11 protein-coding genes and 1 pseudogene are annotated in these 15,622 nt (G+C 68.1%); 6 read left to right on the forward strand and 6 right to left on the reverse strand.

The features are described from left to right. Window positions 1-48: 48 nt before the first annotated feature. Window positions 49-293, forward strand: a pseudogene (locus tag RBB84_RS16260) (cytochrome P450); the annotation flags it as partial. Window positions 294-312: 19 nt separating this feature from the next. Beyond that, window positions 313-2,433, forward strand: a complete 2,121-nt coding sequence (locus RBB84_RS16265; protein ID WP_156666072.1) for a thiamine pyrophosphate-dependent enzyme — start codon at window positions 313-315, stop codon at window positions 2,431-2,433. A 16-nt stretch (window positions 2,434-2,449) separates the two neighbouring features. Here the strand turns inward: RBB84_RS16265 and RBB84_RS16270 are convergent, their stop codons facing one another. Both RBB84_RS16270 and RBB84_RS16275 read right to left on the reverse strand, forming a co-directional pair. Continuing rightward, window positions 2,450-3,157: an HNH endonuclease family protein gene (locus RBB84_RS16270; protein WP_006552660.1), complete on the reverse strand. Its 708-nt coding sequence runs from the start codon at window positions 3,155-3,157 to the stop codon at window positions 2,450-2,452. A gap of 41 nt (window positions 3,158-3,198) precedes the next feature. Next, window positions 3,199-4,221: a beta-ketoacyl-ACP synthase III gene (locus RBB84_RS16275; protein ID WP_006552661.1), complete on the reverse strand. Its 1,023-nt coding sequence runs from the start codon at window positions 4,219-4,221 to the stop codon at window positions 3,199-3,201. Between the two features lie 163 nt (window positions 4,222-4,384). Here RBB84_RS16275 and RBB84_RS16280 point away from each other — a divergent pair, with 163 nt between their 5' ends. Both RBB84_RS16280 and RBB84_RS16285 read left to right on the forward strand, forming a co-directional pair. Continuing rightward, entirely contained in the window at window positions 4,385-4,993 is a 609-nt protein-coding gene (locus tag RBB84_RS16280) for a class I SAM-dependent methyltransferase (protein WP_064256142.1), read from the forward strand. A 97-nt stretch (window positions 4,994-5,090) separates the two neighbouring features. Next, window positions 5,091-6,926, forward strand: a complete 1,836-nt coding sequence (locus RBB84_RS16285; protein ID WP_006552663.1) for an acyl-CoA dehydrogenase C-terminal domain-containing protein — start codon at window positions 5,091-5,093, stop codon at window positions 6,924-6,926. Between the two features lie 231 nt (window positions 6,927-7,157). Here the strand turns inward: RBB84_RS16285 and RBB84_RS16290 are convergent, their stop codons facing one another. Together RBB84_RS16290 and RBB84_RS16295 are read right to left on the reverse strand one after the other, a co-directional pair. Further along, window positions 7,158-9,737 carry a VanW family protein gene (locus tag RBB84_RS16290; protein WP_064256141.1) on the reverse strand — a complete coding sequence of 860 codons (2,580 nt, stop codon included), beginning with the start codon at window positions 9,735-9,737 and terminating at the stop codon, window positions 7,158-7,160. A 231-nt stretch (window positions 9,738-9,968) separates the two neighbouring features. Further along, the gene (locus tag RBB84_RS16295; RefSeq protein WP_006552665.1) at window positions 9,969-11,282 is read right to left on the reverse strand and encodes an acetyl-CoA C-acetyltransferase; all 1,314 of its coding nucleotides are present in this window, start codon (window positions 11,280-11,282) and stop codon (window positions 9,969-9,971) included. Window positions 11,283-11,406: 124 nt separating this feature from the next. Between RBB84_RS16295 and RBB84_RS16300 the strand changes: the two genes are divergently transcribed. Next, window positions 11,407-12,753: a 3-oxoacyl-ACP reductase gene (locus RBB84_RS16300; RefSeq protein WP_064256205.1), complete on the forward strand. Its 1,347-nt coding sequence runs from the start codon at window positions 11,407-11,409 to the stop codon at window positions 12,751-12,753. Further along, on the forward strand, window positions 12,754-13,611 hold the full coding sequence (locus RBB84_RS16305; protein ID WP_064256140.1) for a MaoC/PaaZ C-terminal domain-containing protein: 858 nt from the start codon (window positions 12,754-12,756) through the stop codon (window positions 13,609-13,611). 114 nt (window positions 13,612-13,725) lie between these two features. On the opposite strand, the gene RBB84_RS16310 is transcribed toward RBB84_RS16305, so the two are convergent. Next, window positions 13,726-14,334 carry a TetR/AcrR family transcriptional regulator gene (locus RBB84_RS16310; RefSeq protein ID WP_024102045.1) on the reverse strand — a complete coding sequence of 203 codons (609 nt, stop codon included), beginning with the start codon at window positions 14,332-14,334 and terminating at the stop codon, window positions 13,726-13,728. A gap of 75 nt (window positions 14,335-14,409) precedes the next feature. After that, the gene (locus tag RBB84_RS16315) at window positions 14,410-15,588 is read right to left on the reverse strand and encodes a glycoside hydrolase family 3 N-terminal domain-containing protein (RefSeq protein WP_024102046.1); all 1,179 of its coding nucleotides are present in this window, start codon (window positions 15,586-15,588) and stop codon (window positions 14,410-14,412) included. Window positions 15,589-15,622: the final 34 nt, after the last annotated feature.

Here is a 15,622-nt window from a genome sequence, read left to right on the forward strand (position 1 = left end):
GACCGTCCCGTGGGACGAATCGACGCAACCGAGATGTGATGCACGCTTCCCGAGCGGTTCTCGCCGGAGCGCCGCGAGGACAAGGTGCACAAGTACGCGCGTGGGCGCCCTTCGGCGGTGGCGCGCATCGGTGCCTGGGCATGCATTTCTCGGGAGCGGAGATCAAGACGGTGCTGCACCATCTGCTGTTGCGTTTCCGCTGGCACGTGCCGGCCGACTACGTCGCGCCGATGAACTTCACGTCGTTGCCGTTCCCGAACGACGGGGGGCCGATCCACCTCCTTCCGAGGTGATCGGGCGTAGAAAGAAGGAGTGACCGCCGCCGACGAACTCGACGAACGTTTCGTCACCGCGGTGCGCGCTCTGCCCGGGCACGCACCGCCGACGCGTCCGGTCGACCGGCGGGTCGACGACGACCTGTTGGCGCGGTACTTCGACGCCCAGGTGCAGTCGCGGCACCTCGATGTCGCGGCCCGCACCCTGCAGGGACGCGGCGAAGGCTTCTACACCATCGCATCGGCGGGCCACGAATCGAACGCCGCGCTGGGCCTGTGCACGCGGGTGACGGATCCCGCTCTGCTGCACTACCGTTCGGGCGGTTTCTACGCGGCTCGCGCGTCGCTCGTCGAGGACAGCACCCCGATCCGCGACGTGCTCGCCGGATGTGCGGCGTCCACGCTCGATCCGATCTCGGCGGGCCGGCACAAGGTGTTCGGCAACGCCGGCCTGAACATCCTGCCGCAGACGTCGACCATCGCCTCGCACATGCCGCGGGCCGTCGGTCTCGCCCTCGCGCTACCGCGGATGCAGCGACTCGGGCTCGACGCGGCGTGGCCGTGGGATTCGGTGGTGATGTGCAGTTTCGGTGATGCCTCGGCGAACCATTCGACGGCCGTCGGCGCCCTGAACGCGGCCGCCTACTGCCGGCACCGCGGGTTGCCGTTGCCGTTGCTGCTGGTGTGTGAGGACAACGGACTCGGCATCAGTGTGCCCACCCCGCCCGGCTGGCTCGAGCGGTCGCTGTCGTCGTATCCGGGGATCGAGTACCGGTCGGTGGACGGCGCCGATGCGGTGGAGATGCTCGCTGCCGCAACCGATGCCGTGGAGACGGTGCGCACGACCCGGGCTCCGGTCCTGTTGCACGTGCGGGCAGTGCGTTTCCTCGGCCATGCCGGTTCCGACGTCGAGTCGGCCTACCGCAGCCCGTCGGATCTTGCCGCGGACCACGAGCGGGACCCACTGGTGGGTACGGCCCGTGAACTCGTCGCACGCGGAATGCTCGATGCGGCAGGGGTTCTCGACCGGTACGAGCGGATACGGGTCGAAGTCGGCTCCGTCGCGGACTCACTGACCCGGCCGCCGCGACTGGCGACCGCCGCCGACGTGATGCGCCCGCTCGAATCCGGGCTCGTGCTCGTCGACGACGATCCGCATCCTGCCGGTGAACCGCTCACGCTCGCCCGGGCCGTCACCCGCACGCTCGGACAGCTCCTCGAGGAGGATCCCCACGCCTGCGTGTTCGGCGAGGACGTCGGCCTCAAAGGCGGGGTCTACGGCGTCACCCGAGGGCTGCAGGAGTGCTTCGGGCGCCTGCGCGTGTTCGACACCCTGCTCGACGAGCAGACGATCCTCGGCACCGCGCTGGGCTTCGCCGTCGCGGGCATGCTGCCGATCCCGGAGATCCAGTACCTGGCTTACCTGCACAACGCCGAGGACCAGTTGCGCGGGGAGGCGGCGAGTCTGGCGTTCTTCTCCGACGGGCGGTACCGCAATCCGATGGTCGTGCGCATCGCTGGCCTGCCCTACCAGCGCGGCTTCGGCGGGCACTTCCACAACGACAATTCTGTCGCCGTGCTGCGCGACATCCCCGGTCTCGTGCTGGCCGTGCCGAGTTCACCCGCCACGGCCGGCGCCCTGCTGCGCACGTGCGTCGAGCTGGCTCGTCAGGAGGGCCGGGTGTGCGTCTACCTGGAACCGATCGCGCTGTACCACCGGCGCGACCTCTACGACGAGGGCGACGGACTGTGGCAGCAGATCCCCGACACCGCCGGGCTTCCACCGGGATCGGTGTGCGTCTACGGCGACGGGCGCGACGTGCTGGTGGTGACTTTCGGGAACGGGGTGCCGATGAGTCTGCGTGCCGTCCGTCGCGCGGGAGTCGCGGCAACCGTCCTCGACCTGCAGTGGTTGTCGCCGCTGCCGACGACCGCGCTGCTCGAGCACGTCCGCCGCTTCGAGCGCGTGGTGGTGGTCGACGAGACGCGCCGCAGCGGAGGTGTCGCGGAATCGGTCGTCGCGACGCTCGTCGACGATGCGTGGCAGGGCCGGATCACGCGGGTCACCTCCCACGACAGCTACGTGCCCCTCGGGCCGGCCGCGGCGCACGTACTGATGTCGGAGGACGACATCGCGCGGGCCCTGCTGGAGGCGTGATCAGCAGGAAGCGGTATCAGCAGGAGGAGAGGATCCGCGACATCGCGTCGTGTTCAGCCTGGGTGACCCACAGTTCGTAGGTCGTCTTCACCTCGATCTGCCGCACGACGTATTCGCAATGGAAGGCGGTATTCGGCGGCAGCCACTCCGACGCGTCGGAGTCGCCCTTGCCCTGGTTGGTGGGGCCGTCGACGGCGATCAGGTTGCGCGGATCGTTCGCAAGATTCCGCTTCTGCTGGTCGTCGAGATGGCGGGCGCCCTTCTTCCACGCATCCGACAGGGCGACGACGTGGTCGATCTGCACGGCGGACGAGGTCTCGACCCCGCGACGGAAGGAAATCGTCTTCCCCGTGTACGGGTCCTCGAGCGTGCCGGCAGTGACCGTGCACTGCTTCTTCCCGGGCTCGAAGGAGACGTCGACGAGATCGCGCTGCAGGATGTCGTTACGAGTGTCGCAGCCGTTGCGCCCCAGGTCGACGGTCACTTCGTCGGTCCACGCCGAACCGAACAGTGAGCGGTCGTAGCCGCTCTGCGATTCGGCGGGCCGGACGGGCAGTGCCTCCAGCGCCTCGAGGGCTTCGGAGGGGTTCTCGACCGTGCCCCCGCCGGTACCGCCCGGCTCGTCGTCCCCGATCGGTTCGAGGAGGACGACGGCCACGGAGACCACGACGAAGCACAGGATCCAGACCCAACGGGGAACGGACGACGTGCGAATACTCGCCATATGTCGATACTGCTACGAAGTCGTATTGCTACCGCTGCTTCCTACTTCGCGAGCGGGGGCATCTTCACGACCTGGCCCGCATAGGACAGGCCGGCACCGAACGCGAGGAGCAGCGCGGTGGATCCGACCCCGACCTGGCCGGTGCGCAGCATCTTCTCCATCGCCAGCGGGATGGACGCGGCGGAGGTGTTGCCGGTCTCGATGATGTCGTCGGCGACCGCGACGGTCTCGGGCAGTTCGAGCTGCTTGACGATGACGTCGTTGATGCGCAGGTTGGCCTGGTGCGGGACGAAGGCGTCGAGGTCCGCGAGGGCCACGCCGGCCTTGTCGGCGATCTGCCGGGCGAACTTGCTCATCTCGAAGGCGGCCCAGCGGAAGACCGCGGTGCCCTCCATGATGATCCAGGGACGCTTCTGGTCCGGGTTGGTGGCGAAATCGACCCAGTCGGGTTCCTGACGGATCGCGTTGGCCTGCGAACCGTCGGAGCCCCAGACGGTGGGACCGACGCCGACCTCGTCGGACGGGCCGACGACCACGGCACCGGCCCCGTCGCCGAAGATGAAGCGCACCGAGCGATCGGTGGGCTCGGTGGTGTCGCTCATGCGCTCGACACCGACGACGAGCACGTGCTCGGCCGTTCCGGCGCGCACGAGATCGGAGGCGACACCGAGGGCGTAGCAGAAGCCCGCGCAGCCGGCCTGGATGTCGAGCGCCGCGGCACCGCCGGTGCCGATGCGGTCGGCGACGAGAGCTGCCGCCTGCGGGGTCTGGAAGGGGTAGGTGGAGGTCGCGACGATCACGGTGTCGATCTGCGCACCCGTGAGGCCGGCGGCCACGAGGGCCTGCTCGGCGGAGCTCGTCGCCATGTCGACGACCGACTCCTCCGGATGCTGCTTCGCGAAGCGGCGCTCCTTGATGCCGGAGCGCGACTGGATCCATTCGTCGCTCGAGTCGATCTGCTGGCAGATCTCGTCGTTGGTGACGATGCGCTCGGGGCGGTGCACACCCAGACCGAGCAGCGCGCTGTTCCTCAGCGGGGCAGGGACAGCGATCTGTGCACCCATCAGACGAACTCCTCCTCCTCGACGTACCGCGTGTCGGCACATCGCATCCGGTCAACGATATCGCAGGTCACGATTTCGTCACAGCGCTACCCCGACGATGCGCTTCCGTAACCCTCACCGCAAGCGGGGGTCCCAATCGCCACGCGAGGCTAGCGTCGCGGTCATGGATGCACAGGCCTGGAACGAGAAGTACGCGGCGTCGGAACTGATCTGGGGCGCGCCGCCCAATCCGGTGATCGTCGAACACGTGGCGTCGCTACCGCACGGTCGCGCCCTCGATCTCGGCTGCGGTGAAGGTCGTCACTCCCTGTGGTTGGCGACGCGCGGATGGGAAGTCGTGGGCGTCGACTTCTCCGAGGTCGCCCTCGACAAGGCCCGGCAGATCGCTGCGCAGGCGCCGTCCCGCTCACGAGACCGGCTCCGCTACGTCCGCGCGGATGTGACGGCCGACTCGTTCGACGGAGAATATGACCTGATCCTCTCGGTCTTCCTGCATTTTCCTCCGCCACAGCGGAAGGCGCTTCTCGACCACGCGATCAATTCACTGAAACCTGAAGGAATCCTCATATTCCTGGGGCACGACGCAATAAATCCCGACGAAGGAGTGGGCGGACCCCAGGACAAGGAAATCCTCTACACACCAACCGATCTCGTCGAGGAAATCGACGGCAGATTGGACATCAGGATTGCCGAACGGCGATATCGGGAAACCGATGCGGGAACGGCGATCGACGCGCTCGTCGTGGCGAGCAAACCACCTCTTGGCAGTTAGTTGCCCGACGAGTAACATGGAGATGTTACCGACGAGTAATAACTTGGGCGGTACTTGAAGCCAGCTGGACCGCACCACACTGGGAGACACCGACGACATGGGCCATTACAAGAGCAACCTCCGCGACCTCGAGTTCAACCTCTTCGAGTTCCTGAAGATTCAGAAGGTCCTCGAAGCAGGCAAGTTCGGCGACCTGGACGAGGACACCGCGCGCGGCATTCTCGCCGAGGTCAAGACACTGACCGAGGGGCCGGCAGCCGAAGGCTTCGCCGACGCCGACCGCAACCCGCCGGTCTTCGACCCCGAGACCCATTCGGTGTCGCTTCCCGAGCCGTTCAAGAAGTCGTTCCGCGCCTGGTGGGACGCCGGTTACTGGTCCATGGGCATCCCCGAGGAGCTCGGCGGCACCGACTCACCGCGCAGCCTCCTGTGGGCCGTCAACGAGATGATGCTCGGCGCCCAGCCCGCGGCCTTCATGTACGCGGCCGGCCCCGCCTTCGCAGGCGTGCTCTACGACAACGGCACCGATGAGCAGAAGAAGTGGGCCGCCACCTGCGTCGAGCGCGGCTGGGGCGCCACCATGGTCCTCACCGAGCCCGACGCCGGCTCCGACGTCGGCGCCGGTCGCACCAAGGCGATCAAGCAGGACGACGGCTCCTGGCACATCGAAGGTGTCAAGCGGTTCATCACCTCGGCCGACTCCGACGACCTGTTCGAGAACATCTTCCACCTCGTCCTCGCCCGCCCCGAGGGTGCCGGCCCCGGCACCAAGGGCCTGTCGCTGTTCTTCGTCCCGAAGTTCCACTTCGACTTCGAGAAGGACGAGTTGGGCGAGCGCAACGGCGTGTTCGTCACCAACGTCGAACACAAGATGGGCCTCAATGCCTCCGCGACCTGCGAGGTCACCTTCGGTGGCCACGGCGTTCCGGCCAAGGGCTGGCTCGTCGGCGAGGTTCACAACGGCATCGCACAGATGTTCGACGTCATCGAGCACGCCCGCATGATGGTCGGCACGAAGGCCATCGCGACCCTGTCGACCGGCTACCTCAATGCCCTCGACTACGCCAAGGAGCGCATCCAGGGCGCCGACCTGACCCAGATGTCCGACAAGACCGCCCCGCGCGTGTCGATCATGCACCACCCGGACGTGCGGCGTTCGCTGGCGATGCAGAAGGCCTACTCCGAGGGTCTGCGCGCCGTGTACCTGTACACCGCGGCGCACCAGGACGACGTCGTCGCCGAGCAGGTCTCGGGTGCCGACGCCGCTCTCGCGCACCGCATCAACGACCTGCTGCTGCCGGTCGTCAAGGGTTGCGGCTCCGAGCGGGCCTACCAGTACCTGAAGGATTCGCTCCAGACCCTCGGCGGTTCGGGCTTCCTTCAGGACTACCCGATCGAGCAGTACATCCGCGACTCGAAGATCGACTCGCTGTACGAGGGCACCACGGCCATCCAGGCGCAGGACTTCTTCTTCCGCAAGATCGCCCGCGACCGTGGCGTGGCGCTCGCCCACATCGCCGGTGAGATCAAGAAGTTCGTCGAGCGCGACGACGCCGACCAGCGTCTGAAGAAGGAGCGCACGCTCCTGGCCACCGCGCTCGGCGAGACCCAGACGATGGTCGCGACGCTCACCCAGTACCTCATGGGTGCGCAGGAACAGCCCACCGAGCTGTACAAGGTCGGCCTCGGTTCGGTCCGCTTCCTCGAGGCGTTCGGCGACCTGATGATCGGCTGGCTGCTGCTCGAGCACGCCGAGATCGCTCTCTCCGCGCTCGATGCCGGCGTCGATGCCTCGGACAAGGCGTTCTACGAGGGCAAGGTCGCGGCCGCGTCCTTCTTCGCCAAGAACGTCCTGCCGGAGCTGAGCGTCGCGCGTCAGATCATCACCGACGTCGACCTCGACATCATGGAGCTCGACGAAGCAGCGTTCTGATCGAACCGCTCACGGCGGTAGCGCGATAGACGAGACCGACGTTGTGCGCGATTTCCCCCACGGATTTCGCACACGACGTCGGTCTCGTCGTTTCTCGGGAGCAGCTCCGCCTCCTCGACGGCCAGATCCCCGACGTGGCGCCGCTTCCGGAGTGACGAAGTAAGGGGAGGTTGTGTGCGTGTTCCTTCACCGGAACCGCACACAACCTCCCCGAAGTTTCGAGGACGTCCGCTACTCCTCTTCGGTTCCACCCACTGCAGGTGCCTCGACTGCCGGCGCTTCGGCCGCAGGCGATTCGGGTGCGGGCGCCGGTGCGTCCTCGGCCTCGGCGTCCTCCGATCCGGTGTCGTCGGAGGTCGCGTCGCCGCCGCCCGAGGGCTCGTCGCTCGGTTCCGGTTCGGGGCTGATGCACTTCACGATCGGGACCGGGTCGTACCGGACCGTGCGGGTCGCGCTCGAGATCTGCGCGCCCGTCCGTGCGTCGGTGACGATCCGGGTGTCGGTGACGGTGAAGCCCTGCGCGCCGCTCGACGGAATGCAGGCCGAACCGGCGGGCAACGTGATCGTGTTGGGCGAGGTGAAGTTCGTGCGGTTGCCGGTGACCGACTGGACGTCGACGGTCTTGGTGCCCCAGATGCGCACCGTGATGTCCGAGCTCGTGCCGATCGTCTGGATCAGGACGCCCGTGTCGAACGGGTTGCGGAACTTCAGGTCGATGGCGCCGTCGTAGATCGTGGCCTCGCGGGCCGCCGGGTACCGGGAGATGTAGTAACTGTGCTCGGTGTGCTCGACGTCCTCCATCCCGGCGAAGTAGGTCGCGTTGTAGAGGGTGGTCGCGAGCTGGCTGATGCCACCGCCCACGGCCTTACCGGGACGTCCGGCCTCGATGATGCCCGACTCGATGTACCCCTGCGCCGCACCGCGCGGACCGGTGTAGTCGTTGAAGGAGAAGGTCTCCCCCGGCTTCACGATGGCGCCGTTGATCTCCTGCGCGGCCAGCCGGATGTTGACGCCGGAAGCGTATTCGAAGCCGCTGGTGGTGAACTCCGAGACCACTTCCCTGATGCCGAGCTTCTCGGCGCCTTCGGTGGTGAGTTCGGGTTCGGCCTTCCTGTACACCGCGTCGGTGCTGCGGTCGCCCGCTTCCTTCAGCAGGTCGGGCAACCTCTCGAGGGTGACGGGCCAGTCGACCATCTCGCCGGTCTCGCTGGGCACGATCGTCGGACGACCACCGTCGAGGACGATCCGCGCATCCTTCGGTTCGGTCTCCGACGGGGCGAGCTGCGGCGCCAGGATGCCGATCGCGGCCTCGGTGTCGTACTGCGGTTCGAGTCCGCCCGAACCGTCCGGCACGAACGACAGGACAGCGCCCACCGCATCGCGCGGCAGCACACCGACGGCCCCGTCGAGTCCCCGGACGACCAGATCCTGTGCCACGGCCGGAACGGCGACCTCCGCCAGCGCCCGGTCGAGGCCCTCGCGGGTGACGGTGACGTCGACGCTCTCGACGGGCAGCGAGACATCACCGTAAGGCCAGCGCTCGGCGAAGACGTCGCCCGCGACTGCGACGTCGAGCTGCTGGCCGGGCTGCGGCGTCACCGGAACGGGTGTGCCGTCCTCGAAGACGATGTTGCCCTCGCGCGGTTCGTGCGCGGCGGCAGCGGCGGCCTTTTCGATGGCTGCGGACAGGGCGACCTCGTCGCGTGTGGAGACCACGCCGACCTCGTCGTTCCCGAAGAACGACGCGAGTCGCGTGAACGGATTGAGCGGCTGCGAACCCACCTGGTCGAGGGTCGCGGGCCAGTCGATCCCGATCCCGGCCTCCGAGGGCACGATCTGCCCCTGAGTGTCGCCGGCGGTGACGTCGACGGGCATGTCGAGCCGCGGCGTCAGTTGTTCGGTGAGCTCTGCCTCCGCCGCGTCGAGCGACATGCCGCCGATCTCGACACCTGCGACGGTGACACCGCGCGGCACCTTGCCCGACGACAACGCCAGATCGGCCACGTAGAACACGGCGAACAGTGCGACGACGCCACCGACGACGAGCGCGATCGTGCGCCGGGGCAGATTCGATCCAGGCTTGCCCGGTTCGTCGCCGTCTCCGCCGGAACCTCGCGGTCCGCCGGTGGGCGGAGGAGTGACAGGAGGCGGTCCCTGCGGCGGCGGACCCGCCTGCATCTGCTGGGTCGGCTGGTCGCCTTGCGGTGGGTGGGCGGCCGAGGGCATTGCCGTCGACGTGGGTGGGACGGGAGCCCCCGCCTGTTCGGGACCGGGCTGTGCCGGGTTCTGTTGCCCCTGCAAACGGAGGAGCCGATCGGTGGCGGCGGACGATCCGTCACCCGGTGCCCGGTTTCCCGGCGCGACGACCGGGATGACCGCGGTGGGCTCCTCCGAGGGATGGACCTTCTGGGTCGGGGGTTCGTCAGCACCGGTGGGAGCCGCCTGGTTCGTGCCATCGGCTCGGACCTCTGTGGGAGCCTGCGAGGCAGCCGGGGCCTCGGTTTGCGGCTCGGTCACATCACTCGCCTGCGACTCGGTGACACTGCTCGCCTGCGACTCGGTGACACTGCTCGCCTGCGACTCGGTCACATCACTCGCCTGCGACTCGGTGACACTGCTCGCCTGCGACTCGGTGACACTGCTCGCCTTCGCCTCGGCCACCTCCCGGTGAGGATCGACCGCTTCGAACCGCTCGGTAGGAGCCGACGCGCCTTCACCCTCACGAGCGGATTCCGGCGACGAACCGATGTTCTCGGTCCGTGCGTCGTCGTGCTCGTGAGGGGACTCGTCGGTCCCGTTGCTGCCGCTCACCCAGATCCCTTCGCAAAGCTGGGCACGCCTTCGAATTCGCGCGCCGACTACCTGCTTTCAAGGGTAGTGCCCCGGTTCAGAGCGGCTGCGCCCGGAATGCGAAGACCCCGCGTTGCTACCAGGTCGGGGGTCAGGCAGCAGCGCGGGGTCGATGGGTCTATCGCTGTCCGTCGCGGAGCGTTACACACCGAACGGAACTTTCCTCTCTCAACGACTTCCGAGGGGTATCGATCAGGCCTCGAGAATCGCCGTCACACCCTGTCCACCTGCGGCGCAGATGGAGATCAGGCCGCGGACGGGCTTGCCGGTCTCCTGCTTCTTCTCGTGCAGCATCTTGGCCAGCGAGGCCACGATCCGGCCGCCGGTCGCGGCGAACGGGTGGCCGGCCGCGAGCGACGAGCCGTTGACGTTGAGCTTGCTGCGGTCGATCGAGCCGAGCGGGGCGTCGAGGCCCAGCTTGCCCTTGCAGTACTCCTCCGATTCGAACGCCTGGAGGGTGGCGAGCACCACGGAAGCGAACGCCTCGTGGATCTCGTAGAAGTCGAAATCCTGCAGGGTCAGGCCGTTGCGCTGCAGCAGGCGCGGGATGGCGTAGGTGGGTGCCATGAGCAGCCCGTCGCCACCGTGGATGTAGTCGACCGCGGCGGTCTCGGAGTCGACGAGGTAGGCAAGCACGGGGAGCTTACGCTCGGCGGCCCACTCCTCGCTCGCCAGCAACGCGGCCGACGCGCCGTCGGTGAGCGGCGTCGAGTTACCGGCGGTCATGGTGGCGTCGCCCAGCTTGGTGCCGAAGACCGGCTTCAGCGTCGACAACTTCTCGACCGACGAGTCGGGACGCAGGTTGTCGTCGCGGGTCAGCCCGAGGAACGGGGTGACGAGGTCATCGAAGAAGCCCCGGTCGTAGGCGGCGGCCATGTTGCGGTGGCTCGCCACGGCCAGTTCGTCCTGCGCCTCGCGGGAGACACCGAATTCCTTGGCGGTGATCGCGGCGTGCTCACCCATCGACAGGCCGGTGCGCGGCTCGCCGTTGCGCGGGATCTCGATGCCGAGCATCGACGGGCGGACGTTGCCGAGCAGCTTGACCCGGTCGGCCGTGGTGCGGGCCCGGTTCAGGGAGAGCAGGAACTCGCGGAGCTGGTTGTTCACGGCGATCGGGGCGTCGGAGGTGGTGTCGACGCCGCCGCCGATACCCGCCTCGATCCGTCCGGCGGCGATGGCGTCGCCGACCGCGATGATCGACTGCAGGCCGGTGCCGCAGGCCTGCTGGAGATCCCAGGCCGGGGTGTAGGGGCTCAGCGCGCTGCCGAGCACGCTCTCGCGGACGAGGTTGAAGTCGCGGGCGTGCTTGAGGACCGCACCGCCGACGACGGCACCGAGGCGCTCACCCTGCAGGTTGAAGCGGCCGACGAGACCGTCGAGGGTGGCGGTGAACATGTCCTGGTTGGACGCGCGGGCGTACTTGCGGTCGGACCGGGCGAACGGGATCCGGTTGCCTCCGAGAACGGCGACACGGCGCTGCTGCGTGGAACGGGCTTTGGTGGTCACTGGTGTCTCCCGGTTTCGGACGGATTCGAATTCTGGCTACTATTCTTACTCACGGGTAAGTTTGTTGTCGAACACGCTTGCTGTCGAACACTGCACCGACGACCGAATCGAAGAAGGTGGAATCGTGGCCGAAGCCAAGGGCGCACCCAAGCTCTACGCCCAGCTCATCTCGTCCGCACCCGGAGCGTTCCTCGCCAAGCAGTTCGGTCTGCCACAGCCCGAGAAGCTCCGGCGCTACCAGCCCGGCGAGCCCCCGCTCCCCGGCCCCGTCCTGCTCGGCGGCAACGGCCGCCTGGTCGAACCGATCCGCAACCTCCTGAGCGACTACACGTTCGCCGAGCCGTCCGACACGAAGTTCGGCGCACTCGTCTTCGACGCTACCGGCATCACCGACCCCACGGGGCTCGAACAGCTCTTCACGTTCTTCCAGCCCACCCTGCGCAATCTCGCCCCGAGCGGCCGCGTCGTCGTCCTCGGCACCACGCCCGAGGAGGCCGGGTCGGTCGACGAGCGCATCGCCCAGCGCGCCCTCGAGGGCTTCACGCGCAGCGTCGGCAAGGAACTGCGTCGCGGTGCCACCGTGCAGCTCGTCTACGTCTCCCCGAAGGCCGCGACCGGCCTGACCGGCGTGGAGTCGACGCTGCGCTTCCTGCTCTCGGCGAAGTCGGCCTTCGTCGACGCCCAGGTGATCCGTATCGGTGAGGGCGACGCCACCGCCCCCGAGTCCTGGGACCGTCCGCTTGCCGGCAAGGTCGCGGTCGTCACCGGCGCGGCCCGCGGCATCGGCGCGACGATCGCCGAGGTCCTCGCCCGCGACGGCGCGACCGTCGTCGCCGCCGACGTCCCCGCTGCAGGCGACGCGCTGACCCAGACCGCCAACAAGGTCGGCGGCACCGCCTTCGCGCTCGACGTCACCGCCCCCGACGCCGGCGAGAAGCTCGCCGCTCACCTGCTCGAGCGTCACGGCGGCGCCGACATCATCGTCCACAACGCCGGCATCACCCGCGACAAGCTGCTCGTCAACATGGACGCCGCTCGCTGGAATTCCGTGATGGGCGTGAATCTGATCGCCCCGCGGAAGATCACCGACGTGCTCGTCGAGAAGGGCGCGCTGAAGGAGGGTGGCCGGGTCATCGACGTGTCGTCGATCGCCGGTATCGCCGGTAACCGCGGCCAGACCAATTACGGCGCCTCGAAGGCCGGTGTCATCGGCCTCGTCCAGGCGACCAGCGAGGCGCTCGCCGACAAGAAGATCACCGTCAACGCCGTCGCCCCGGGCTTCATCGAGACCGCCATGACGGCCGCGATCCCGGTCGCCACCCGCGAGGCCGGTCGTCTGATGAGCTCGCTGCAGCAGGGCGGTGAGACCGTCGACGTCGCCGAGACCGTCGCGTGGTTCGCGAACCCCGCGTCGAGCGCCGTGACCGGGCAGGTCGTGCGCGTGTGCGGCCAGTCCATGCTGGGGGCTTAGATGGCACGGATCGAACTGTCCTCGCTGCCGTCGACCTTCGACATCTACAGCCGGGCCGTGCTCGGGGCACTGCCCGTCGTGGGTGCGTCGGGCGACAGCCTGCCCGACGACGTCCTGGTCCTGCGGTCGCTGAAGGTCGATCCCGACGATCTCGCCGAGTACACCAAGGTGTGCGGGTTGCGGTTCGGCGACAGCCTGCCGCTGACCTATCCGTTCATCCTCACGTTCCCGCTCGTGATGAAACTGATGGTGTCGAAGGGCTTTCCGTTCGCCGCCGTCGGTTCGGTGCACGCCGAGAACGTGATCGAGCAGTTCCGGCCGATCTCGGTCACCGAGCCGCTCGACATCGCGGTGCACGCGGAGAACATGCGCGAACACCGTAAGGGCCTGCTCGTCGATCTCGTCAGCGAGGTCAACGTCGGACGCGAGTTGGTGTGGCGGCAGACGTCGACCTTCCTGCACCAGCAGCGCACGTCGCTGTCGGGTCAGCCCAAGCCGGAGCCGAAGGAGGAGGAGATCCCCCCGGTCCCCACCTCCACACTGCGGGTCGACCAGAAGGTCATCGACCGCTATGCGGCGGTCTCCGGTGACCGCAACCCGATCCACGTGTCGCCCCTGGGCGCCAAGGCCTTCGGATTCCCGAAGACCATCGCCCACGGCATGTGGAGCGCGGCGGCCACCCTCTCGGCCGTCGAGGGACGGATCCCCGGCAAGGTGACCTACGCGGTGCGGTTCGGGAAGCCGGTCCTGCTGCCGTCGTCGCTGAGCCTGTATGCGCAGCACGTCGCCGACGGATGGGATCTGGCACTGCGGCATCCGAAGAAGCAGTACCCGCACCTGACCGCCACCCTGCGGTAGGGCGAGGAATCACCGAGATTTCGGGCGGGGCGGGACGCGATGGGGGCGTCCCGCCCCGCCCGAACCCTCGTGCGGTGAATATCCTTGTGGCCGAGGTGTTCCCGGCGGGACGGATCAGTGCATCCGATCGGAGCGCTTGCGTCCCGCGAGACCGCGCCACGCGAGGTTCTCGAGCAGATCCGCTGCCTGCTGCACATCGATCTCACCGCCGGCGATGCGGTCGGCGACGGCCTCACCGGCACCGACGAGCGCGACGGCCATGATCGTGAAGTTCGTGTCGGGTTCCGGATCGCGCGTGCTCGATTCGAGCAGGTGCGCGGTGAGTTCGATCAGCCGGTCGCGGCTGCCCTGCACCTGGGGCGCGAAGGCCTGCTGCGACAGCGCTTGACGATAGAGGACCATCCACGACGGCCGGTGCTCGTCGACGAAGCCGAGGAACGACTCGAGCGCGACCCGCAGTTGTTCACGCGGGGCGAGGGTGGGGTCGCCCGCCGGTGTGAGTGCCTCGACGAACCGCTGCCCTTCGCGGGCGATACACGCCGCGAACAACTCGTCCTTCGACCCGTAGTACAGGTAGAGCATCGGCTTGGAGATCGACGCCCGCGCCGCGATGGCGTCCATGGATGTGTTGTGGAAACCGTGCTCGGAGAACACTTCGACGGCGGCGTCCAGCATCTGTTGCTCGCGGACCGCACGCGGCAGTCGCTTGGTTCCGCCCGCCATGACTCCTCCCGGACTCCTCGAATGAAGTTCTTACTCTACGGTAGGAAGCCTGCGGTCGAAGCAACCTGCGACATTTCAGCAGTCCAGAGCGCCCTTCGCGCGTGTCACGGTCCGTACCGACTCGTCGACCCATTCCGGTGAGAGCGTGCCCTCCGCGACGACCTGCTCGAGATGGTCGAGCACGGCGGGCACCTCGTCGGTGGTCAGCCACAGTGCCTGGTTCACGCCCGCCACCATCGCGGCCTCGACGGCCTCGGTGATGCCGTAGGTGTCGGTGATCGCGCGCATCCCCGACAGATCGTCGGTGAAGATCACGCCACCGAAGGCGGGGCCGCCGTAGGCACCCGAGCGGAGCAGGTCCACCGCTGCCGGGCTGATGCTCGCGGGCAGCCCGCCGGTCAGACCCGGCACGTCGAGGTGGCCGAGCATGACGCCCACCTCGGGCGAGACCAGGCTGCGGTACGGCACGAGATCGCTCTGCTGCAGTTGCTCGATCGGTGGGGTGGTCACGGCACCGGTGTGCGAATCACCGGAGGCCGAGCCGTGTCCCGGGAAGTGCTTGAGCACCGGCATGATGCCCGCGTCGATCAGTCCCCGCGCATAGGCGCCGGCGTACTGCGTGACGACCTCGGGATCGTCGGAGAACGAGCGGTCGCCGATGACGGAGTCGTCGGGCTGGCTGCTCACGTCGACGTCCGGCGCGAAGTCGACCGTGATGCCCAGCGACTTCAGTTCCTGTCCACGTTCGAACGCCATTCGGTAGGTCTCGTCGACCGTCATCGTCTGCGCCGTCACCCGCGCGGACGGATCGGGCCCGAACAGGTCGCCCACGCGCGACACGCGGCCGCCCTCCTCGTCGATCGTGACCATGAGCGGCAATGCGCTCCGCGCGGCCACCTGCGGCACGAGACGGTCGGTGAGCATCGACGCGTCGGTCCAGCTGCCGATGAAGATGCCACCGATCTGCTCGGATTCGACGACGGCCTGCGCGTCGGCGGCTCCGGTGACCCCGACGTTGAGCAACTGGGCGAGCTTCTGCCGCAGCGTCAACCGGGCGAGCAGATCGTCGCCGCAGGTCGCCGACGTCGCGGCCGCGGTCGCCTCGGTGGTCGTGGCGGTCGCTGTGGTGGACGAGGCGGGCGCGGTGTCGGACGTCGTCTCGACCGGGTCGTCGCCGCCCGAATCGGACGAACCGCATCCCGCGGTGGTGAGGGCGACCGCGAGCACGGCGGCGACAGTGTGACGGATCCGCATGGTGCCGACGGTAGCGGACGAACCTCGCGGATCC

The sequence above is a fragment of the Rhodococcus sp. D-6 genome (assembly GCF_040256695.1).
Lineage (GTDB): Bacteria > Actinomycetota > Actinomycetes > Mycobacteriales > Mycobacteriaceae > Rhodococcus > Rhodococcus pyridinivorans.